Origin of the sequence: Haemophilus haemolyticus (assembly GCF_003351405.1) — a bacterium.
Classification (GTDB): Bacteria; Pseudomonadota; Gammaproteobacteria; order Enterobacterales; family Pasteurellaceae; genus Haemophilus; species Haemophilus haemolyticus_N.
Genome location: NZ_CP031240.1, coordinates 1,885,711 through 1,909,269 on the forward strand (window position 1 = coordinate 1,885,711; position 23,559 = coordinate 1,909,269).

The following is a 23,559-nucleotide window of genomic DNA, read 5'->3' on the forward strand; positions in this document are numbered from 1 at the left end:
ACCTATCTTTCAACAAATTTACTGTTTAAAAAACCAGTTAATATTTATTTCTTTAAAGAAGATTCTTCTTTCTTCAAATTGCCATTTTCATCTTCTGTTGCTGACATAGGCACGCAGCTACAATTCGGTTGATCTAAACCCCATTCTTTAATGAAGTTGTCATATTTTTCAAGTGTGCGTTTAAACCAGCCTTTTGGTTTTGCAGTTTGTTCTGTCATAAAGTTCCTCGCTCTAAATATTGTTTAATTTCTAAACGCAAACATTCTACGCCTTTTTTCTTGTTAATGGGAAGTTGTTTTTTTGTTAAATAAGCGGAAATTAATGGAAAATTTTCTTCTCCAGTTGATTTTAATAAACGCCTTATCGCAGGGATGCTCGAAAATAAAGTGCGGTGAAAATTAGCGAAGTTTTTTAAGCTCACCCAATCGAACTCATCAAGCTGCCAATCAAGCTGATTTTGCTGAAAATTTATTGCGAACGGATGAAAAGATAAAGGGAGATTACGCTGAAATTGTTTGTGCGTAGCATCAACTAAGGCCAAGCCTTCTTTGGAAAGACCTTTAAGGGCTATCGCTGAATAACAACCACTACTCGCTTCTTGGTGCTCACCTAAATGCACTAAAACAAAACCGCACTTTTGCCAAAATTTTGCGAGTTCGTCAGTGTAACCAAAACTTACCGAAAGAAAATCCACTTCTGAATTTTCCATAAATTTCATTAGATTTTGCCCAATACCCTTTCTTTGCCAATTTGGTTGAACCGCTATACGAGAAATGCGTAAAGATCGTAATTTACAGGCTTGGGACAGATTTTCATAGAAACATAATGCCTGTGGAACAAGATTGCCTTTCGGACGGCGTTTGCCTTGTTGAATTTGAATAATCAACTCATCATCAGCCATATTTCCTTCTTCCAACGACCAAATTGCACCGAGCAAATTCTGTTGATATTCAGCGAAATAAAAACGTTGATTTTCCCCATCCAGTAAACGACGAAGATCAAGTGGCGACGTTCGATAATGCGCCAATGTCATTAAGCTATAAAACTCTGCAATATGATGTGGTTTTTGCACTTCTCGAATTTGATAAGGGAGATGGGGCTGAAAAGGAAATTGCTGAAAAGCATCTTCGGCATTTAGCAACAAAAGATCATCAATAAAATCTTCTAACAGATCATTTTCTTGCCAACGTAGGGGCTGTTTAAGCTCAAAATGCTGAAAAGTACGGTTGATTTTCCGTTTAAATTTTAACTCGAAACCACGTCCCGTTCCTTCATAGCTATGAATTGTTGTGCTGAAGACAATATGTTGAAAATATTGAGAATATTCTTGCAATAACGGCAATGGGATCATTGCTGCTTCATCTACGAGCAACCAAGCAGATTGACTAAATTCGGGTTCATTTTGTAACCTAATAGACAGTTCATCAGGCGCGATAAATTCAATTCCCCCTTCTGAAAATTCGATAACAGAATGCACCGCACTTTTATTCGGTGCTGTGAGATAAACTGGCGCTTGAATTTGGTTAGCAAGCATCCCCAATAAGGCGGATTTTCCTCTTCCGCGCTTAGCGGTTAGAAAATAAATATCCTGCTCAGCTTTTAAAATATTATCAATAATTTGCTGCTGAGCTAACGTGGCATTTTTATGATGCTCGTTAGAATAAAAAAATGCAGGAAATTCAACCGCACTTTCCTCTCTTATAATGGGGAAATGATAGCGCTCAATGCAGTGTTTGAAATGATGAATAAAATTAGGCGTGGCGATTGCTGACTGATTTCCATTCCAACGTAAACTATCTTGATCAGGCTGCAGAGATAAATTTTCCCAATCGGATAACACTAAACAAAGTGTGCCGCCCATTTTCAATGTTCCAGCTGCAATAGCCAGTGCTTCAGGATGAATGCCATTTCGCGCATCAAATAAAATATGTTCAAATTCTTGTCCGAGCAAATTCGTTGCTTTAGAAAAAGCAATGCCGCCTTCACCGATAATCAATACGTTATCAGACACAAGCGGCAAAGTTTTGCTGATTAAAATTTGAAGATGGCGAGATGACATCGTTTTATTTCAGATAGGCAATTAACATCGCACCAATAAAACTTACGCAAGCAAGCCAAAAGAAAATGCGTTTAGGTTGAGAAACTTTTTTACTGAAAAATTTCGCAGCAAACACGATATACAAAATCAGTAATGCGAATTTAGCTACCAACCACCATTCAATATCAAAAACAAAGAGATATAAAATGACAACACCAGAAACAATCAACAAGGTATCTGATAAGTGCGGTAAAATTTTTAATAATTTTATCGAACGCCAGTTTTTGCCAGTAAGCTGCATTGCGCCACGAATCACCAACAAGGCAAAACTTAAAAAGGCGAAAAAAATATGTAAATAAACTAGCATAATCACTCCCAAAAAAGTAAGAAAAGTGCGGTTAACATCAACCGCACTTTCTCAATATAAATTACTTCGCAATACGTTTATATTTAATACGATGTGGCTGAGTCGCTGCATCGCCTAAGGTTTTCTTTTTCCACTCTTCGTAGTCTGAGAAGTTACCTTCATAGAAGGTGATTTTACCTTCATCACCGTAATCTAAAATATGCGTTGCGATACGGTCTAAGAACCAACGGTCATGGGAAATCACCATTGCACAGCCTGGGAATTCTAAAATCGCATTTTCTAAGGCACGCAAGGTTTCAACGTCTAAGTCATTGGTTGGTTCGTCCAATAACAGCACGTTACCACCACGTTGTAGAAGTTTAGCTAAATGTAAACGACCACGTTCACCACCCGATAATTCGCCTACGCGTTTTTGTTGATCTACGCCTTTGAAGTTGAAGCGTCCAACATACGCACGGCTTGGAATTTCAAAGTTACCAATGGTCAGAATATCTTGTCCGTTAGACACTTCTTCCCACACGGTTTTCTTGTCATCCATTGAGTCACGGAATTGATCCACAGACGCAAGCACAACGGTTTCGCCCATTGTCACAGAGCCTGAATCTGGTTGTTCTTGACCTGACAACATACGGAATAAGGTTGATTTACCCGCACCATTTGCCCCGATAATCCCAACGATTGCACCTTTTGGAATACTGAAGGATAAATCATCAATTAAAGTGCGGTCGCCATAAGATTTGGTTAAGTTTTGCACTTCAATCACTTTATCACCCAAACGTGGACCAGGCGGAATAAAGAGTTCGTTAGTCTCGTTTCGTTTTTGATATTCGCCAGAGTTCAATTCATCAAAACGAGCCATACGTGCTTTGCTTTTCGCTTGGCGACCTTTAGGATTTTGACGCACCCATTCCAACTCTTTCGCAATAGATTTTTGACGCGCATTTTCAGCCGCTTGTTCTTGCTCTAAACGTTTCTCTTTTTGCTCTAACCAAGAAGAATAGTTGCCTTCCCAAGGAATACCCTCACCACGGTCAAGCTCTAAGATCCAGCCCGCTACGTTATCTAAGAAATAACGGTCGTGGGTAATTGCCACAACAGTGCCCTCGTAGTCATGTAAGAAACGCTCTAACCATGCCACAGATTCTGCATCTAGGTGGTTAGTTGGTTCGTCTAATAAGAGCATGTCTGGTTTTTCGAGTAATAAGCGGCAAAGTGCCACACGGCGACGCTCACCACCTGATAAATGTTCGATTTTGGCATCCCAATCAGGTAAACGTAATGCATCTGCGGCACGCTCTAATTGGTTATCTAAATTATGCCCATCATGCGCTTGAATAATGGCCTCAAGGTTCGCTTGTTCTGCGGCTAATTTATCAAAATCCGCATCTGGATTCGCATAAAGCGCATACACTTCATCTAAACGATTCAGTGCATTTTTCACTTCTGAAACTGCTTCTTCCACAGCTTCACGCACGGTTTGTTGCGGCTCTAATTTTGGTTCTTGCGGAAGATAACCAATTTTAATTCCTGGCTGCGGACGAGCTTCCCCTTCAAATTCTTTATCTACGCCCGCCATGATGCGTAAAAGGGTTGATTTACCCGCACCATTTAAACCCAAAACCCCGATCTTCGCACCAGGGAAAAAGCTTAAAGAAATATCTTTCAAAATATGACGCTTCGGTGGCACCACTTTACCGACACGATGCATCGTATATACAAATTGCGTTGACATTAATTATTCCTCATTAAAAATGACGCCCCATTTTACTGGAAAATAGGGCGGAAATATAGGAAACAAGCAGTAGGATTTTACAAAAGTTTCGCGGAAATTGACCGCTTGTAAATATTTAGGGGTAAAGCAGCTCCCTAAATTAAATAGACACTTTAGGACTTAAATTACATTGCAAATGTAGAAGTACCATGCCGATGTAGAGCGGGCTTAACATTTGCAAGACTTTGTTGAAAACGTTTATTGTGTTCAAGGTCCCATAAATCAATACGTGTTTGCAGATTAAGCCAAAACTCAGGCGTGGTATCAAATGCTTTAGCAAGTTTAACTGCCATTTCTAGCGTAATTCGTGAACTATTATTAACGATATTACTTGCCGTATTACGATGTACATCTAAAATTTGAGCTAAATCATTAATTTTAAGACTTAAAGGTTCTAAAAACTCTTCTTGCAGAATTTCTCCAACAGAGGTGGGTTTTCTCGTCATCATATTATCTTCCTTATAAATTATAAGAATGTGGATCTAAATATAAATTATTTACTTCATTATTCTCATATTTAAAAATTAGGCGATATTGTTTATTTACTCGAATGGAATAAATTTTATTTTCTTTTGGCTCAAGCAACTCTAAGTGATTAGCCGGCGGAGAACGTAAATCATTGATATCTTCCGCAGCACTTATCATATCCAATTTTCTTGCCAATACTTTAGATAAATTAGAAGGAATCTTACTATGAGTATTACCATATTGATAAAACCTATAAAGATAATCATCTCTAAAATGCTCACGCTTTAAATTAAACATCTATTATTCTCTTGGTTATACTCGAGTTGATCATAATAAGAATAAATGCACAATGCAAGAGTGCATCTTTCGACTTAGATAAAAAAAACCACCCGAATCGGGTGGCAGGAAAGTAGTTTAGCTATATTTATGATTATTTTATTTAGGAACTTTATGAATATCAAGCAATCACTTGACGGGGGTCATGTTACTGAATATTCAGAGACAAGGGAAATGCTATTGAGAGTTTTTTTGATTTACATCAACATTTTTGACAGAAAAATTCGTTTTTGCGTGTAGAATAAACAACTTCTAATGCTAACGTTCAAAATAATTAGGATTTTTTGTGAAAACGTATTCATTATTACTCGGTCTATTCATTAGTTGTAGTGTTTTAGCTCACCCCCATGCATTTATAGATATGCAAACCACGCCTATCATAGAAAATAATCAACTCACTGGCTTATCAATGAAATGGGCATTGGATGAAGCAAGTTCGTCCGCAGTTATTTATGATATGAAACAGGCTAAAACAAAAAATGATCAGCAAAAACTCATCGATGATGTCATGGGAAATGTTGTGAGCGAACATTATTTTAGCTATCTATATGATGCTCAAAATAACAAAATCAAATATTCTCCTCACCCCAAAAATTACGGGGTAAAAATCCAAGGATTACAACTGCAATATTATTTTGATGTGCCACTCGCCCATTCTCAAAAATTAGAAAAAAACACATTTAGCTTACAAACTTACGATCCCACTTATTATGTGGCAATGACTTACGCCTCAAAAAGTGCGGTAGATTTTTCCGCACTTCCAAAAAATTGCCAAGGAAAATTAATTGAACCTAATGTGGATGAAAAAATCCAAGCCTACGCATCTTCACTTGATAAATCCCAAAAGAACGAAGATGATTCATTAGGCGTGATGTTCGCGCAAAAAATAATAATTCAATGTGAGTAGAAATGAAAAAGTATAAAACAGGGCTCGTGTTATTAGTGATTGCACTTGCCTTATTTGGCTATTTTTCCCCTTGGTTTTTCTTACATATTGCTGCATGGCAAAAAGATTTTAATCAGCTTATTTCGGAAAATCTACACCAAATTCAAAATAATAGTATCAATGCCGGCATCACGCTTATTTTTGCCAGCTTTGTTTACGGCGTACTCCATGCCCTCGGGCCAGGACACGGCAAATTTATTATCGCCAGCTATCTTTCCACTCATGAAAGCCAATTAAAGCAAAGCACTATCTTGAGCTTACTTTCTTCCTTAATGCAAGGCATTGTCGCGATTACAGCAACAACATTGCTCGTTGTAGTGCTAAATCTATCATCACGTTATTTCAAATTAAGTCAGCTTTGGTTAGAAAGAACTGCCTTGCTATTATTAGTATTTCTCGGCTGTTATTGGATTTGGCAAGGTTTACGTGCCTATCGTAAAAAATCTAAATTAGCCATTAAATCCCTAAATCCCCTCCCCCTATACGAAAAAAGTGCGGTGAAAAATAACCGCACTTTTCAACCAAACACCTGTAGCTGTGGACACCAACATTTACCAAGCCCTACACAAACTGCACAAGCAACCAATCTAAAATCACAATTTCTCGTCATTTTAACAATTGGCATGCGACCATGTAGCGGTGCAATTTTTGTTTTATTTTTAGCTTATATGCTTGATCTTTATGGCTGGGGAATTTTGGCTGTATTGGCCATGTCTTTCGGCACAGGACTTATGCTGTCAACCTTCGCAGGGATTGTACGTTATGCGAGAAATACCGCGATTCACTTAGGGCGTTGGTATGGTTCAAAACATACGAAAGGAAAAAGCGACAGCATCATAAAATTAATAGCAGGTGGAATAATGCTATTTTTTGCCTTGAGCTTGTTGTATGGAACACTAAATCCAGTAAATGGAGGCACTATTTTATTTGGAAATTAGTAAGCTATCAAAACTATTTTATTATCGAGAGATAATAGTTTGCCTTGATATTTTATTAAATTATAAACAACGGTCAGATATAAATTTCATTAGAAAATACCTCATAATCCGCATTCATTACCGAATTCAAGTGTGCTGAAGGCAAGCTCTATTTATCCCCCATTAAGGATTTATTTAACAATGAAATTATTGCTTATGATTTAGCGCGAAGCCCGAACTTTGAGCAAATCACCCGAATGATGAAACAAGCTGTAGCAAGGCTTGAAGGCGCAAAACCGATTTTACATTCGGACCAAGGTTGGCAGTATCAGATGATAGGCTATCAAAACATACTCAGGGAGAATGGCATTCAACAAAGTATGTCAAGGAAGGGGAATTGTTTAGATAACAGTGCGATGGAAAGTTTCTTTGGGCGATTAAAAACGGAATGTTATTACGGAAAACGATTTGAAACGTTCGAACAACTGGAAAAAACGATTCATGAATATATTCATTATTACAACCATGAGCGCATTCAGGGGAAACTAAAAGGACTCAGCCCTGTGAATTACAGAACTCAGTCCTTGAACTAAATCAGTCTAACTTTTTGGGGTCAGATCATTTTTATAAGATAGATTAAGAAAATAACCGCTTAATCTCTTTCTCATACATATAAATATTAACTGGGTTAGTTGGCAGTTGAGAATCTAAATATTCATTTGCACGTTTAACATATTCTTCATGATGCTTGTCATGGTTATCGATTACATCCAGTAATACTTTCGCACCTTCAAAAGCATCAAATTGGTCATAATAATATCCAACACCTTTAGGAATTAATTTTGAGTTATGAATAAATGGATATCCTCCATATAACGCATCATTATATGCATAATTCAAGCCATTTTCCCATTGATGAGCAAGCACTATATCCGTGTAACGAGACAAGAAATCTAGCATTTGATAACGCCCTTCTACGGTCAGAATTCCATCTTTCAATACCTTCGTTCTCCCAATAAAATTAAACATAATAGGATGATCTTTTTTATGATAAACATTTGTAATGTATAAATCTCTGAAATTTCTATATTTTTATAAATTCATAACTGACTTAAAATGCTTAATTTTAAATATTGCTTCTCAGCCTCATTGATTATATAGTAAAAGAATTTTATTTTTACTAACTCTTTGCAAATATAGCTAAATTAAACGCAAATTATCAAAAACCCAGCGAATGCGTTTACCTTCAACATCTAGCTCTTTAGTACAAAATTGAATTTCTTCATTTGATACTAAATCAACATAATAAAGTGATTGTAATTCAGGAGAAAACTTATCTCCATTCTCACGAATAAAATATGTTGAAAGACATGCTCCAAAACCAATTATTTTTTCACAGAAAAATACTAATCTTACAGAATGATTGTGTGTATTCTTTAGTGTAAATGAGCTATCTCCAGCCACAGAAATCATTAAACAACCCGGTTTATAAACGTCATTAGATTGAGATATAACACTTGAAAAATGTCCTCCATTTGCATTTGCTTGAGTTAATTCTAATGTGAGATTTTCTTTAGCTGGAGGATAACATGTCAAAGAGGATTTAATTATATTAAATATCTTATTTTCTCTCAGATTAAATTTCTTTCCTTCCTGATGATAATAACTTTCAAATACATAAGGATAAGCTAACATCTTATCATTGCGATGATTTCTTGTTATATGTATCCCTTGAACAAATTCCCCTTTAACCAAAGGGGCAAAATTACCCTCATCATGTTTTAATTCAATTCCCCAAACAGGCGGGCAATTATATTTTTGATGGATAAAGCTTACTTTTTCAGAATCCAGTGCATATAAATTAAATAAAGTAGTATCAACACCATAAATAGGTTTTAGATAGTTTTTGATATTCAGTTGTTCTTCAATATACTGTTTATATAGCAACCAAGCTTCTTTATATCCTAATATTACTCCCACTTGCCATACATATCCATTTTTCGAAACCACAGCATCTATCTTGGCACTAACTGTTTTTTTTGATTCAGATTCAACACAATTATCTAAAAAAGTACAACGCCACGCATCATAAGTTGCATAAAGATTCTTTTCATTTTTAATCTGTTCAAATATATCTAGATGATGAGAAGGAAACCAAATATCACAGTCGTATACTGCAATTTGGTCATAGTTATAATTCTGTGCAATATCAGCTGCAGAAATATGTCTATCTAATAACAGCTCTTTACAACCATAAGTAGGCTCAAAAATTTTAATATCATGCTCTTTTAAACATATTTTCTTAACTTCAGATAAACCATAATCAATGATGCCTATATCGCCTTTATAATTAGTTCTTCTTAAACTTAGAATGAAAGAAATTAGATTCTCAAACCATATTTTATTATTATCATCTAGAGCTGTTAAAATCAGTCTTTTCATTTTACATACCTTATTTATATATGATAAAAAGTGCGATTAAATAACCGCACTTATATATTACTCTTCAAATAAGCGCTGAATTTCACGCTCGTAAATAGCAATATTTATAGGATTACTTGGCAACAATGTCTCTAAAAATGCATTTGCACGTTTTTGGTACGCCTCATGGTTCTTATCATGATTATCAATCACATTTAATAACACATCCGCACCATGAAATGCATCAAAACCTTCATAATAATATCCGACACCTTTAGGTAATAACGTTGAATTATGTACAAATGGATAACCACCATATAACGCATCATTGTACGCATAATTCAAACCATTTTCCCATTGATGGGCAAGCACTATATCCGTGTAACGAGACAAGAAATCTGGCATTTGATAACGCCCTTCTACGGTCAGAATTCCATCTTTCAATACCTTCGTTCTCCCAATAAAATTAAACATAATAGGATGATCTTTTTTATGATAAACATTTGTAATATAAACATGCTTAATTTTATCAGGCGCTTGTCGATAAGCTTGTTCTGCAATTAAAATAGGAGTAAAACAATTTTTGAAAATAAAAATATTTGGCTCAAAGTTCGCAATTCGCCATTTTTTACGATCTTTATTCGGCTTATAGCCAAATTCAATTCCATGCTTTTCTTTTAACCTTTTAATTACAATATCACAAAATGTAGGTGCCCAAATTGCTGGAACAACATGTGCATCACACTCAAACATAATAGAAAAATAAGAGCGGCAAGTATTTTCATTTTGTGGAATTAACCAGATACTATCAAACTTACTTCCATTAAATACACGACCAGCAGGTTGATTAAAAATGAAGTTTTCAATATCCATGATGTAATCAGGCCCCATTTTATAACAAACAACTTTCCCGCCATGTTCATGCATTTTATTACTAAGCGCAGGTTCAATACTAAGAGTCCCTTCAATTAACACATCCAATTCATCAATCACATCATTAATATAAGCAAACTTTAAGTCTAGATCATTCAACATAAACCCATCTGGAGGCGTTGTTCTTTTCTCTGGCCCCCAAGATACTAAAACCACATCATCCACAATGTCGGAATGTTGAAACAAATGATAAAGATGAATGACATTTTGGTTCGCACCATTTGCCCAAATATCTGTAACTTTAGCTTCTAAATTAAATGTAATTCCAATTTTATATTTACGCATACTTACTCCTACTTTTTTTAATTTTATTATCTGATAGCTCTCACAAGCGGTCTTATTCTAGTCAAATTTTAAAAATAAAAACCATCAAAGAATAACAATCCGCACGTAAAACGTGCGATTTTTAGGCTCCCCTATAAGGGCCTATACTTCACAAGCCCCTCAAGGGGCTTGTGAGAACTGACAACTGCGTCTAATTATTCCCTTGATTACCCCTTAAAGGGGTGAACATGTTCTTTCGTTGATAAATTATCTTGAACCATATCTTCTTTTTCTTGGTTTCTTATATAATCCTCTACTACTTTTGTATTTAATCCTACTGTGCTTACAAAAAATCCTTTCGCCCATAAATGCCTATTTCCATATCTATATTTTAAGTTCGCGTGTCTTTCAAAAATCATCAGCGCTGATTTCCCCTTCAGGTAGCCCATAAAACCTGATACTGATATTTTAGGTGGGATTTTTAAGAGCATATGGATATGGTCTGGCATTGCATGCGCTTCTATTATCTCCACATTTTTATAGTCACATAGCTGCCTCAATATTTGACCTATATCTGCTCTTAACTTTCCATAAATTGCTTTTCTTCTGTACTTCGGGATAAATACAATGTGATACTTACAGTTCCATTTTGTGTGTGATAGACTTAAATCGTCACTGGTTTTACTTACCATGATAATCCTCCTATATGTTGAATTTTGGTTGTCAGCCTTGTTCATTATATAGCGAGGATTTTTTCTATTCATCGCTTAAGCTATTTGGCTCCATACGCATAGCGTATGGTTTTTATAGCCAGACTTTCGTCTGGCTATAATAAAATCACTCGGGTTACCCCGAGTGATTTATTCACTAATTAGCGCTTAATTACCATTGGTAACCAACACCTGCGCCAACATTGTAGTCACCTTGTGTAGTTACCGCGCCACTCATTTTGAAGATAACACGATTGTTATCGCTCGCACGAGAGTAACCTACAGCTACCGCACTTTGACCTCTGTAGTTACCTACACCAAGACCAAGCACTAAGCCACCTGGTTTAGTCACTTGTGGAATATTCGCTATAGCTGTTGCTCCTGCGATACCACCACGAAGTTTCTTATCAGTTTTATTCAATTCGCTACGAACTGCACCAACTGAACGATCAACATATTGTTTATTCGCTGCATCAGTGCTACGGATTGGATCCGCAACATTCGTTACACGACGCTCATTGCCTTGGCTACCTACTGAAACGGTATTCGCTTCATTCGCTACAGAGCCTTTACCAAGTGCTACAGAGTTATTTGCAGTAGCTTTAGCACCTTGACCCACAGCTGTTGAGTTTTTACCTGAAGCTTGTGAGTTATTACCTAACGCAGTGCTATTTTCGTCACTTGCATTCGCACCATAGCCAATAGCTGTTGCATCTTTACCTTTCGCTTTAGCACTATCACGTTTGCTGGTGTTATCTGCTGCAAATGCTGTTTTGCCATCTTTACTGATCAAACCAGAATCATCAATACGTTTCGCAGAGCTTTCTGCTGCAGTTGCAGAAGATGCAGCCGCTGTCGCAGATGAACCTGCTGCAGACGCAGACGTGCTTGCTGCAGTTGCTGAGCTATCCGCTGCTGATGCAGAAGTTGAAGCTGCCGTTGCTGAGCTGTTCGCTGCTGATGCAGACGTTGAAGCTGCCGTTGCGGAGCTATTTGCTGCTGATGCAGATGTGCTTGCCGCTGTCGCGGAGCTATTTGCTGCTGATGCAGAAGTGCTTGCAGCTGTCGCGGAGCTATTTGCTGCTGATGCAGAAGTGCTTGCTGCGGTTGCGGAGCTATTTGCTGCTGATGCAGAAGTTGACGCTGCCGTTGCGGAGCTATTTGCTGCTGAAGCAGAAGTGCTTGCCGCTGTCGCGGAGCTGTTCGCTGCTGATGCAGACGTTGAAGCTGCCGTTGCGGAGCTATTTGCTGCTGATGCAGAAGTGCTTGCTGCCGTTGCGGAGCTATTTGCTGCCGATGCAGACGTTGAAGCTGCGGTTGCAGAGCTGTTCGCTGCTGATGCAGAAGTTGACGCTGCCGTTGCGGAGCTATTTGCTGCTGAAGCAGAAGTGCTTGCCGCTGTCGCGGAGCTGTTCGCTGCTGATGCAGACGTTGAAGCTGCCGTTGCGGAGCTATTTGCTGCTGATGCAGACGTTGAAGCTGCCGTTGCGGAGCTGTTCGCTGCTGATGCAGACGTTGAAGCTGCCGTTGCGGAGCTGTTCGCTGCTGATGCAGAAGTTGAAGCTGCCGTTGCGGAGCTGTTCGCTGCTGATGCAGATGTGCTTGCCGCTGTCGCGGAGCTATTTGCTGCTGATGCAGAAGTGCTTGCCGCTGTCGCGGAGCTATTTGCTGCTGATGCAGAAGTGCTTGCTGCGGTTGCGGAGCTATTTGCTGCTGATGCAGAAGTTGACGCTGCCGTTGCGGAGCTATTTGCTGCTGAAGCTGATGTGCTTGCTGCCGTTGCGGAGCTGTTCGCTGCTGAGGCAGAAGTTGACGCTGCCGTTGCGGAGCTATTTGCTGCTGATGCAGATGTGCTTGCCGCTGTCGCGGAGCTATTTGCTGCTGATGCAGAAGTGCTTGCCGCTGTCGCGGAGCTATTTGCTGCTGATGCAGAAGTGCTTGCCGCTGTCGCGGAGCTGTTCGCTGCTGATGCAGACGTTGAAGCTGCCGTTGCGGAGCTATTTGCTGCTGATGCAGATGTGCTTGCCGCTGTCGCGGAGCTATTTGCTGCTGATGCAGAAGTGCTTGCAGCTGTCGCGGAGCTATTTGCTGCTGATGCAGAAGTGCTTGCTGCGGTTGCGGAGCTATTTGCTGCTGATGCAGAAGTTGACGCTGCCGTTGCGGAGCTATTTGCTGCTGAAGCAGAAGTGCTTGCCGCTGTCGCGGAGCTGTTCGCTGCTGATGCAGACGTTGAAGCTGCCGTTGCGGAGCTATTTGCTGCTGATGCAGAAGTGCTTGCTGCCGTTGCGGAGCTATTTGCTGCTGATGCAGATGTGCTTGCTGCGGTTGCTGAGCTATTTGCTGCTGATGCAGAAGTGCTTGCTGCCGTTGCTGAGCTGTTGGCTGCTGATGCAGAAGTGCTTGCTGCCGTTGCTGAGCTATTTGCTGCTGAAGCTGATGTGCTTGCTGCCGTTGCTGAAGAGCTTGCCGCTGATGCTGATGTACTTGCTGCAGTTGCTGAAGAGCTTGCCGCAGATGCTGATGTGCTTGCTGCGGTTGCGGAGCTATTTGCTGCTGATGCAGAAGTTGAAGCTGCGGTTGCTGAGCTATTTGCTGCTGATGCAGAAGTTGACGCTGCCGTTGCGGAGCTATTTGCTGCTGAAGCAGAAGTGCTTGCCGCTGTCGCGGAGCTGTTCGCTGCTGATGCAGACGTTGAAGCTGCCGTTGCGGAGCTATTTGCTGCTGATGCAGACGTTGAAGCTGCCGTTGCGGAGCTGTTCGCTGCTGATGCAGACGTTGAAGCTGCCGTTGCGGAGCTGTTCGCTGCTGATGCAGAAGTTGAAGCTGCCGTTGCGGAGCTGTTCGCTGCTGATGCAGATGTGCTTGCCGCTGTCGCGGAGCTATTTGCTGCTGATGCAGAAGTGCTTGCAGCTGTCGCGGAGCTATTTGCTGCTGATGCAGAAGTGCTTGCTGCGGTTGCGGAGCTATTTGCTGCTGATGCAGAAGTTGACGCTGCCGTTGCGGAGCTATTTGCTGCTGAAGCTGATGTGCTTGCTGCCGTTGCGGAGCTGTTCGCTGCTGAGGCAGAAGTTGACGCTGCCGTTGCGGAGCTATTTGCTGCTGATGCAGATGTGCTTGCCGCTGTCGCGGAGCTATTTGCTGCTGATGCAGAAGTGCTTGCCGCTGTCGCGGAGCTATTTGCTGCTGATGCAGAAGTGCTTGCCGCTGTCGCGGAGCTGTTCGCTGCTGAAGCTGATGTGCTTGCTGCCGTTGCTGAAGAGCTTGCCGCTGATGCTGATGTACTTGCTGCAGTTGCTGAAGAGCTTGCCGCAGATGCTGATGTGCTTGCTGCGGTTGCGGAGCTATTTGCTGCTGATGCAGAAGTTGAAGCTGCGGTTGCTGAGCTATTTGCTGCTGATGCAGACGTGCTTGCTGCCGTTGCGGAGCTATTTGCTGCTGATGCAGATGTGCTTGCTGCGGTTGCGGAGCTGTTCGCTGCTGATGCAGAAGTTGAAGCTGCCGTTGCGGAGCTATTTGCTGCTGAAGCTGATGTGCTTGCTGCGGTTGCTGAGCTGTCCGCTGCTGATGCAGACGTTGAAGCTGCCGTTGCGGAGCTATTCGCTGCTGATGCAGAAGTTGACGCTGCCGTTGCTGAGCTATTTGCTGCTGATGCAGATGTGCTTGCTGCGGTTGCGGAGCTATTTGCTGCTGATGCAGATGTGCTTGCTGCGGTTGCTGAGCTGTTCGCTGCTGATGCAGAAGTTGAAGCTGCCGTTGCTGAGCTGTTCGCTGCTGATGCAGATGTGCTTGCCGCTGTCGCGGAGCTATTTGCTGCTGATGCAGAAGTGCTTGCCGCTGTCGCGGAGCTATTTGCTGCTGATGCAGAAGTGCTTGCTGCGGTTGCGGAGCTATTTGCTGCTGATGCAGAAGTTGACGCTGCCGTTGCGGAGCTATTTGCTGCTGATGCAGATGTGCTTGCTGCGGTTGCGGAGCTATTTGCTGCTGAAGCAGAAGTGCTTGCCGCTGTCGCGGAGCTGTTCGCTGCTGATGCAGACGTTGAAGCTGCCGTTGCGGAGCTATTTGCTGCTGATGCAGATGTGCTTGCCGCTGTCGCGGAGCTATTTGCTGCTGATGCAGAAGTGCTTGCAGCTGTCGCGGAGCTATTTGCTGCTGATGCAGAAGTGCTTGCCGCTGTCGCGGAGCTGTTCGCTGCTGATGCAGACGTTGAAGCTGCCGTTGCGGAGCTATTTGCTGCTGATGCAGATGTGCTTGCCGCTGTCGCGGAGCTATTTGCTGCTGATGCAGAAGTGCTTGCAGCTGTCGCGGAGCTATTTGCTGCTGATGCAGAAGTGCTTGCTGCGGTTGCGGAGCTATTTGCTGCTGATGCAGAAGTTGACGCTGCCGTTGCTGAGCTATTCGCTGCTGATGCAGACGTTGACGCTGCGGTTGCTGAGCTATTTGCTGCTGATGCAGACGTTGACGCTGCGGTTGCTGAGCTATTTGCTGCTGATGCAGAAGTTGAAGCTGCGGTTGCGGAGCTATTCGCTGCTGACGCAGACGTTGACGCTGCCGTTGCGGAGCTATTCGCTGCCGATGCAGATGTGCTTGCTGCGGTTGCTGAGCTATTTGCTGCTGATGCAGACGTTGAAGCTGCCGTCGCTGAGCTATTTGCTGCTGAAGCAGATGTGCTTGCTGCGGTTGCTGAGCTATTTGCTGCTGATGCAGATGTGCTTGCCGCGGTTGCTGAGCTGTTTGCTGCTGATGCAGATGTGCTTGCTGCCGTTGCTGAGCTGTTTGCTGCTGAAGCAGACGTTGAAGCTGCGGTTGCGGAGCTATTCGCTGCTGATGCAGACGTTGAAGCTGCCGTTGCTGAGCTATTCGCTGCTGATGCAGATGTGCTTGCTGCCGTTGCTGAGCTGTTCGCTGCTGATGCAGATGTGCTTGCTGCCGTTGCTGAGCTGTTTGCTGCTGAAGCAGACGTTGAAGCTGCGGTTGCGGAGCTATTCGCTGCTGATGCAGACGTTGAAGCTGCCGTTGCTGAGCTATTCGCTGCTGATGCAGATGTGCTTGCTGCCGTTGCTGAGCTGTTCGCTGCTGATGCAGATGTGCTTGCTGCCGTTGCTGAGCTATTCGCTGCTGATGCAGACGTTGACGCTGCGGTTGCTGAGCTATTTGCTGCTGATGCAGACGTTGACGCTGCGGTTGCTGAGCTATTTGCTGCTGATGCAGAAGTTGAAGCTGCGGTTGCGGAGCTATTCGCTGCTGACGCAGACGTTGACGCTGCCGTTGCGGAGCTATTCGCTGCCGATGCAGAAGTTGAAGCTGCCGTCGCTGAGCTGTTTGCTGCTGATGCAGATGTGCTTGCTGCCGTTGCTGAGCTGTTCGCTGCTGATGCAGAAGTTGACGCTGCCGTTGCTGAGCTGTTTGCTGCTGATGCAGAAGTGCTTGCTGCGGTTGCGGAGCTGTTCGCTGCTGATGCAGATGTGCTTGCTGCGGTTGCTGAGCTATTTGCTGCTGATGCAGAAGTGCTTGCCGCTGTCGCGGAGCTGTTCGCTGCTGATGCAGACGTTGAAGCTGCCGTTGCGGAGCTATTTGCTGCTGATGCAGATGTGCTTGCCGCTGTCGCGGAGCTATTTGCTGCTGATGCAGAAGTGCTTGCAGCTGTCGCGGAGCTATTTGCTGCTGATGCAGAAGTGCTTGCTGCGGTTGCGGAGCTATTTGCTGCTGATGCAGAAGTTGACGCTGCCGTTGCGGAGCTATTTGCTGCTGAAGCAGAAGTGCTTGCCGCTGTCGCGGAGCTGTTCGCTGCTGATGCAGACGTTGAAGCTGCCGTTGCGGAGCTATTTGCTGCTGATGCAGAAGTGCTTGCTGCCGTTGCGGAGCTATTTGCTGCTGATGCAGATGTGCTTGCTGCGGTTGCTGAGCTATTTGCTGCTGATGCAGACGTTGACGCTGCCGTTGCTGAGCTGTTCGCTGCTGATGCAGACGTTGACGCTGCGGTTGCTGAGCTATTCGCTGCTGATGCAGATGTGCTTGCTGCGGTTGCTGAGCTATTCGCTGCTGAAGCAGACGTTGACGCTGCCGTCGCTGAGCTATTTGCTGCTGATGCAGACGTTGAAGCTGCCGTCGCTGAGCTATTTGCTGCTGAAGCAGATGTGCTTGCTGCGGTTGCTGAGCTATTCGCTGCTGATGCAGACGTTGAAGCTGCCGTTGCTGAGCTATTCGCTGCTGATGCAGATGTGCTTGCTGCCGTTGCTGAGCTGTTCGCTGCTGATGCAGATGTGCTTGCTGCCGTTGCTGAGCTATTCGCTGCTGATGCAGACGTTGACGCTGCGGTTGCTGAGCTATTTGCTGCTGATGCAGACGTTGACGCTGCGGTTGCTGAGCTATTTGCTGCTGATGCAGAAGTTGAAGCTGCGGTTGCGGAGCTATTCGCTGCTGACGCAGACGTTGACGCTGCCGTTGCGGAGCTATTCGCTGCTGATGCAGATGTGCTTGCTGCGGTTGCTGAGCTATTTGCTGCTGATGCAGACGTTGAAGCTGCCGTCGCTGAGCTATTTGCTGCTGAAGCAGATGTGCTTGCTGCGGTTGCTGAGCTATTTGCTGCTGATGCAGATGTGCTTGCCGCGGTTGCTGAGCTGTTTGCTGCTGATGCAGATGTGCTTGCTGCCGTTGCTGAGCTGTTTGCTGCTGAAGCAGACGTTGAAGCTGCGGTTGCGGAGCTATTCGCTGCTGATGCAGACGTTGAAGCTGCCGTTGCTGAGCTATTCGCTGCTGATGCAGATGTGCTTGCTGCCGTTGCTGAGCTGTTCGCTGCTGATGCAGATGTGCTTGCTGCCGTTGCTGAGCTATTCGCTGCTGATGCAGACGTTGACGCTGCGGTTGCTGAGCTATTTGCTGCTGATGCAGACGTTGACGCTGCGGTTGCTGAGCTATTTGCTGCTGATGCAGAAGTTGAAGCTGCGGTTGCGGAGCTATTCGCTGCTGACGCAGACGTTGACGCTGCCGTTGCGGAGCTATTCGCTGCCGATGCAGAAGTTGAAGCTGCCGTCGCTGAGCTGTTTGCTGCTGAAGCAGACGTTGAAGCTGCGGTTGCGGAGCTATTCGCTGCCGATGCAGAAGTTGAAGCTGCCGTCGCTGAGCTATTTGCTGCTGATGCAGATGTGTTTGCTGCCGTTGCTGAGCTGTTTGCTGCTGAAGCAGACGTTGACGCTGCGGTTGCGGAGCTATTCGCTGCCGATGCAGAAGTTGAAGCTGCCGTCGCTGAGCTATTTGCTGCTGATGCAGATGTGCTTGCTGCCGTTGCTGAGCTGTTCGCTGCTGACGCAGAAGTGCTTGCCGCGGTTGCTGAGCTATTTGCTGCCGATGCAGATGTGCTTGCTGCCGTTGCTGAGCTGTTCGCTGCTGATGCAGATGTGCTTGCTGCCGTTGCTGAGCTATTCGCTGCTGATGCAGAAGTTGAAGCTGCCGTTGCGGAGCTATTTGCTGCTGAAGCAGACGTTGACGCTGCGGTTGCTGAGCTATTTGCTGCCGATGCAGATGTGCTTGCTGCCGTTGCTGAGCTATTCGCTGCTGATGCAGATGTGCTTGCTGCCGTTGCTGAGCTGTTCGCTGCTGATGCAGATGTGCTTGCTGCCGTTGCTGAGCTGTTCGCTGCTGATGCAGAAGTTGACGCTGCCGTTGCTGAGCTGTTTGCTGCTGATGCAGAAGTGCTTGCTGCGGTTGCGGAGCTGTTCGCTGCTGATGCAGATGTGCTTGCTGCGGTTGCTGAGCTATTTGCTGCTGAAGCAGATGTGCTTGCTGCCGTTGCTGAGCTATTTGCTGCTGAAGCAGAAGTGCTTGCTGCCGTTGCTGAGCTATTCGCTGCTGATGCAGACGTTGACGCTGCGGTTGCTGAGCTATTTGCTGCTGATGCAGACGTTGACGCTGCGGTTGCTGAGCTATTTGCTGCTGATGCAGAAGTTGAAGCTGCGGTTGCGGAGCTATTCGCTGCTGACGCAGACGTTGACGCTGCCGTTGCGGAGCTATTCGCTGCCGATGCAGATGTGCTTGCTGCCGTTGCTGAGCTGTTCGCTGCTGATGCAGATGTGCTTGCTGCCGTTGCTGAGCTATTCGCTGCTGATGCAGAAGTTGAAGCTGCCGTTGCGGAGCTATTTGCTGCCGATGCAGATGTGCTTGCTGCCGTTGCTGAGCTATTCGCTGCTGATGCAGATGTGCTTGCTGCCGTTGCTGAGCTGTTCGCTGCTGATGCAGAAGTGCTTGCTGCGGTTGCGGAGCTGTTTGCCGCTGATGCAGAAGTTGAAGCTGCCGTCGCTGAGCTATTCGCTGCTGATGCAGAAGTTGAAGCTGCCGTTGCGGAGCTATTTGCTGCTGATGCAGATGTGCTTGCCGCGGTTGCTGAGCTATTTGCTGCCGATGCAGAAGTTGACGCTGCGGTTGCGGAGCTATTTGCTGCTGAGGCAGACGTTGAAGCTGCGGTTGCTGAGCTATTCGCTGCTGACGCAGAAGTGCTTGCCGCGGTTGCTGAGCTATTCGCTGCTGATGCAGACGTTGACGCTGCGGTTGCGGAGCTGTTCGCTGCTGATGCAGACGTTGACGCTGCGGTTGCGGAGCTGTTCGCTGCTGATGCAGAAGTGCTTGCTGCCGTTGCTGAGCTATTTGCTGCTGAAGCAGACGTTGACGCTGCCGTTGCTGAGCTATTTGCTGCTGAAGCAGATGTGCTTGCTGCCGTTGCTGAGCTGTTCGCTGCTGATGCAGAAGTGCTTGCTGCGGTTGCGGAGCTGTTTGCCGCTGATGCAGATGTGCTTGCTGCTGAAGCTGCTGTTTCTGCACGTGCAACAGATCTATTGATCTCTTGGAGGCTATTAGTTACAGTGGTTGCCGCATTTTTAGCATCTGTAATTGCTTGGTTAGAAGCAGCATTTAATTTGTAAGTTACTGCATTATTTTCATATACAACCTCTAACCCATCGCCAGCTCTGAAATCAAGCGTATTATTAGCATTATTAGTTGTTGATGTGCCATTGTTACGCATGATTTTCTTGTCAACGCCATTTACTTTGAACGTATATTCCGTTTTAGCAATTTCGTCAGCTGCTTTAATTACATAGTAAAGTTGTGAACCAGTGATTACATCACTCGATGTCTCAGAGATTTCACCAGCTCCAACATTTTGGATCTGGCGTTTAACATTGTCTTTACCAAAACTTACAGTGCCATTATCGGTTGCAGCAACGCCTTTAGATAAGGTTGTATCACCAATCTTGATATCACTTACTGTATGTTTAGTCGATGTACTTGAAGATTGACCAATAGCAATATCACCTGAATTATTAGCAACCGCACTTTGACCTAGCGCAATCCCATTTGCAGCAGACGCTACCACTTGAGCTCGATCACCAATACTAATCCCTGTTGCTCCAGCTGTTTTAGCATTGTTACCTAAAGTAACAGAATATGTTGCATTGTCTGTTGCTTGCGCTCCATTACCGATAACAATGGAGTAGTCTTTCTCTGCAGTCGCTTTTGCATCGCCAATACCTCCGATTACAATGGATCTTGAGCCATTTGCTGTTGCTTCTGGGCCAATTGCTACAGTTCTATCGCCTTTTGCAACAGCATACGCACCTATAGCAACAACTCTTTCTTGTTCTCCTTTTGCATTTTGACCAATAACAACAGAGTTTTCTCTTTCTACCGTTACATTTGTACCTATCGCAACAGAATTCTCACGTTTCGCTACAGTGGAATTACCTAGGGCAATCGAATTTTCACGTTGAACTGTTGCTTCATTACCAATAGCTACTGCGTTTACCGCACCGTTACCTGTTCCACTACTTACAGCTGTAATATTAGCCTTATTACCAATCGCGACTGCACCGCTTGCAGCAGTGATTTTACTACCATTACCAATAGCAATAGCATTTGCAGAACCTACATTGTATGGGTCATAACGTAGAATAGTACTACCTGCACCAAATGCAATTGCGCCAGCTGAACCCTCAACTTGAGCAAGCTTACCAATGGCAATTCCATTAATTGATTCACTAAAGTGGCTTCCCCAAAAGTTATTAACGTTTGCTCCAGTACCAATTGCAATAGAATCTTTAGCAAGAGCATTTGCATAGATACCAGTTGCTATAGAACGATCTGCCTGTGCCCCACTTGCTTCGGCATATTTACCATTATTGTCTTTTGTTACACCCTGCGATGCATTGGTAATGCTACTATTATTGTGACCTTCATAATTGAAGGTTACGTTAGTTACATTACCCTTATCGTCTGATGTAGTTAAAGCTTCCTCTCTCTTATTTCCATTGGAATTAACATGAGAATATCCCTTGATATCTACTTCATCGGCTTTAATCTTATTAAATTCTTCTAATACTTTTTTTACGGTAGTAGTTTTTGCTACGGTTTTACTAGCGTCAGCTCCAACAGTTTCTATTATGTTAATCGATGTAATTCTGTTATCAGCTTTTTTAGCCTCTAAACCAGCTGTTTTTACATCAATATTTACCGAGCTTTGATTGTTTGAGTCTAAGGTTGTATATACATCTGTATAATCACCCGGTTTAAAAATAACTGTATGATCATTATTAACGCGCCCTGTTGTCGTGGTAGACTTTGTTACATCATCATAATGCGCAATATTCCAACCGGTATAATTTCTCACATAATAAAGTTGCGAACCGGTTACCGCATCGTTACTGTCATAGGCAATACGACCTGCAGCCACGTTTTGAATTTGGCGATACATCGTATTATTACCATCTTTGCCACCTACAGAAAGAATAGAAACGGTTTTAGTACCAGAAGAACCATTAACTTGAGAAACTTGTTCAGTTTGTGTCGTAAATTTACCTGCTGTAGATGGATGAGCAACATTAGATTTGATAGTCATCCCTTCTACTTTATTTAATGCAGCATTGTTTATGTTTCTGCCAGCTTCAATAACCTTATTTAAGGCATCCTGAGTTTGACTTGCATTGTACGCTTTAACTGCCTCTGTATACTTAGTTTCAAGGTCGTTAACATTAATATTATCGTTCTCACGTCCTTGACCTACTGATTTAATACGAGAAAGCGAACCTAAGAAAACCGCGTCATCATATCCGTTATAAGCACCGCCATTACCGCTATTTGCTCCTAGAGCCAATGTATGACGCCCAATTGCTTGAGCCCCTGAGCCTAAGCTAATGGCATATGCTCCCTGTGTGCCACCTTGACGCCCATCAAGTGGGCTAAAATAATATTCTCTACGACCATCTGATGCGGATGAATCATAGTTAGAACCAATAGCAATACCTTTATAACCAGAGGCAATAAGTGTGTCATGTCCAATAGCAAGTTGAAAATTACCTACAGCTGCAGGTTTAATAATCTTACCACTCTGAGATACCTCATCCTTCGTTCCTACTTGAGCTTTACCAAAGCCAAAAGAACCCGTACTTGGATCATAGACGCCCAAAATATATTTGCCATTATTTTTATCTAGCAGAAGTCCCCTATTTATTAATGTAAAACGTCCATCATCGGTATTTGTCTCTGCCATTACCCATGTTGGATAGCATAAGCAAATTGAGAGTAGCGAAAGTTTTAACACAGGTTTAACTAATTTAGTTGTATTTACCACAGAGCTAGAAGAGGATTTAGCCATGCCTCTAGCTAGTTCAGATACTACTTCTGTTCTTTGTGTTGTCTTATTCCAAATAACTTTAAATATGCGATTCATCAATAATCCTCAATAAGTTAAATTATATACATCAAATACTTTTAGATATACTTATGCCATCTAAAAAACGCTGCATTCTGCCATATTAATGATGATATAACCATCACTTTTTTGTAAAGATTTGTAAAGATAAGATGTTAAAAATATGAAAATATTTAGTTTAAATAGATGATGTGCAAATTGGGTCTAAATTACTATAGTTTTTTGTTGACAAGAGTTTTTCTTATCATTAAAATGCGCGCCCTGTTCCTTGTGATACAAAGTTTATTCCTCCTTAGTTCAGTCGGTAGAACGGTGGACTGTTAATCCATATGTCGCTGGTTCAAGTCCAGCAGGAGGAGCCAATTTTTCTTTTGGTTTAGAATTTGTTTGTCTCCTTTTACAAATTCTAAATTAGCAACCAAAAGATTTTGAGCCCATCATGTTGATGGGCTTTATTTTTATCAGAATCCTCTCTTTTTTCTATCCACAGAGCCTGTGGATAACTTTGTGGATTAACTTTTTAAAATTTTGCGGATCCCTTGTTCTTACAAGGATTGTTCAATCTTGATTACAGATTAGCCTAAAATAAAATTTTAATTTAAAATCAATATGTTAAGTTTTGTCTAGTAAAAAATTAAAGTTTTTTTTATGAATTTGTGACATCTTCCTCTTGACATCGCTAAGTCTGTGTAA

The 23,559-nt window shown here is 43.2% G+C and carries 14 protein-coding genes, 1 tRNA gene and 2 pseudogenes; 6 read left to right on the forward strand and 11 right to left on the reverse strand.

What is annotated here, in order from left to right; genetic code table 11:
- Window positions 1-44: 44 nt before the first annotated feature.
- From DV427_RS09425 to DV427_RS09310, 6 genes are all read right to left on the reverse strand, one after another.
- Window positions 45-218: a DUF5363 domain-containing protein gene (locus DV427_RS09425; RefSeq protein ID WP_005637028.1), complete on the reverse strand. Its 174-nt coding sequence runs from the start codon at window positions 216-218 to the stop codon at window positions 45-47.
- On the reverse strand, window positions 215-2,059 hold the full coding sequence (locus DV427_RS09290) for a tRNA(Met) cytidine acetyltransferase TmcA (RefSeq protein WP_114892139.1): 1,845 nt from the start codon (window positions 2,057-2,059) through the stop codon (window positions 215-217). The genes DV427_RS09425 and DV427_RS09290 overlap by 4 nt, the downstream gene beginning before the upstream one ends.
- A gap of 4 nt (window positions 2,060-2,063) precedes the next feature.
- Window positions 2,064-2,405 carry a SirB2 family protein gene (locus DV427_RS09295; RefSeq protein ID WP_114892140.1) on the reverse strand — a complete coding sequence of 114 codons (342 nt, stop codon included), beginning with the start codon at window positions 2,403-2,405 and terminating at the stop codon, window positions 2,064-2,066.
- A gap of 61 nt (window positions 2,406-2,466) precedes the next feature.
- Window positions 2,467-4,137 carry an energy-dependent translational throttle protein EttA gene (gene ettA / locus DV427_RS09300; protein WP_114892141.1) on the reverse strand — a complete coding sequence of 557 codons (1,671 nt, stop codon included), beginning with the start codon at window positions 4,135-4,137 and terminating at the stop codon, window positions 2,467-2,469.
- 164 nt (window positions 4,138-4,301) lie between these two features.
- Complete coding sequence (locus tag DV427_RS09305) at window positions 4,302-4,625, reverse strand: HigA family addiction module antitoxin (RefSeq protein WP_114892142.1); 324 nt, start codon at window positions 4,623-4,625, stop codon at window positions 4,302-4,304.
- 10 nt (window positions 4,626-4,635) lie between these two features.
- On the reverse strand, window positions 4,636-4,941 hold the full coding sequence (locus DV427_RS09310) for a type II toxin-antitoxin system RelE/ParE family toxin (protein WP_114892143.1): 306 nt from the start codon (window positions 4,939-4,941) through the stop codon (window positions 4,636-4,638).
- Between the two features lie 325 nt (window positions 4,942-5,266).
- Between DV427_RS09310 and zevA the strand changes: the two genes are divergently transcribed.
- From zevA to DV427_RS09325, 3 genes and pseudogenes are all read left to right on the forward strand, one after another.
- Complete coding sequence (gene zevA, locus DV427_RS09315) at window positions 5,267-5,887, forward strand: zinc transporter binding subunit ZevA (protein WP_114892144.1); 621 nt, start codon at window positions 5,267-5,269, stop codon at window positions 5,885-5,887.
- A 2-nt stretch (window positions 5,888-5,889) separates the two neighbouring features.
- Window positions 5,890-6,864, forward strand: coding sequence for a zinc transporter permease subunit ZevB (gene zevB, locus DV427_RS09320; RefSeq protein ID WP_114892145.1), 975 nt, complete (start codon window positions 5,890-5,892; stop codon window positions 6,862-6,864).
- Window positions 6,865-6,980: 116 nt separating this feature from the next.
- Window positions 6,981-7,436 (forward strand): annotated as a pseudogene (locus DV427_RS09325) (IS3 family transposase); the annotation flags it as partial.
- 43 nt (window positions 7,437-7,479) lie between these two features.
- Here the strand turns inward: DV427_RS09325 and DV427_RS09330 are convergent.
- The 5 genes and pseudogenes from DV427_RS09330 to DV427_RS09430 form a co-directional block, all read right to left on the reverse strand.
- Window positions 7,480-7,914, reverse strand: a pseudogene (locus tag DV427_RS09330) (DUF2827 family protein); the annotation flags it as partial.
- Between the two features lie 129 nt (window positions 7,915-8,043).
- Window positions 8,044-9,285 carry a hypothetical protein gene (locus tag DV427_RS09335; RefSeq protein ID WP_114892146.1) on the reverse strand — a complete coding sequence of 414 codons (1,242 nt, stop codon included), beginning with the start codon at window positions 9,283-9,285 and terminating at the stop codon, window positions 8,044-8,046.
- A gap of 57 nt (window positions 9,286-9,342) precedes the next feature.
- Entirely contained in the window at window positions 9,343-10,482 is a 1,140-nt protein-coding gene (locus tag DV427_RS09340; RefSeq protein ID WP_114892147.1) for a DUF2827 family protein, read from the reverse strand.
- A 206-nt stretch (window positions 10,483-10,688) separates the two neighbouring features.
- Window positions 10,689-11,153 carry an IS200/IS605 family transposase gene (gene tnpA, locus DV427_RS09345; protein WP_114892148.1) on the reverse strand — a complete coding sequence of 155 codons (465 nt, stop codon included), beginning with the start codon at window positions 11,151-11,153 and terminating at the stop codon, window positions 10,689-10,691.
- Window positions 11,154-11,343: 190 nt separating this feature from the next.
- Complete coding sequence (locus tag DV427_RS09430; protein WP_162790237.1) at window positions 11,344-11,964, reverse strand: YadA family autotransporter adhesin; 621 nt, start codon at window positions 11,962-11,964, stop codon at window positions 11,344-11,346.
- Between DV427_RS09430 and DV427_RS09515 the strand changes: the two genes are divergently transcribed.
- The 3 genes from DV427_RS09515 to DV427_RS09365 all read left to right on the forward strand — a co-directional run bounded on the left by DV427_RS09515 (window position 11,921) and on the right by DV427_RS09365 (window position 23,228).
- Complete coding sequence (locus tag DV427_RS09515) at window positions 11,921-20,083, forward strand: hypothetical protein (protein WP_205334662.1); 8,163 nt, start codon at window positions 11,921-11,923, stop codon at window positions 20,081-20,083. The two genes, DV427_RS09430 and DV427_RS09515, sit on opposite strands and share 44 nt — an antisense overlap.
- 192 nt (window positions 20,084-20,275) lie before the next feature.
- Complete coding sequence (locus tag DV427_RS09450) at window positions 20,276-20,458, forward strand: hypothetical protein (protein ID WP_162790306.1); 183 nt, start codon at window positions 20,276-20,278, stop codon at window positions 20,456-20,458.
- Between the two features lie 2,694 nt (window positions 20,459-23,152).
- Window positions 23,153-23,228: transfer RNA gene (locus DV427_RS09365), tRNA-Asn, on the forward strand.
- Window positions 23,229-23,559: the final 331 nt, after the last annotated feature.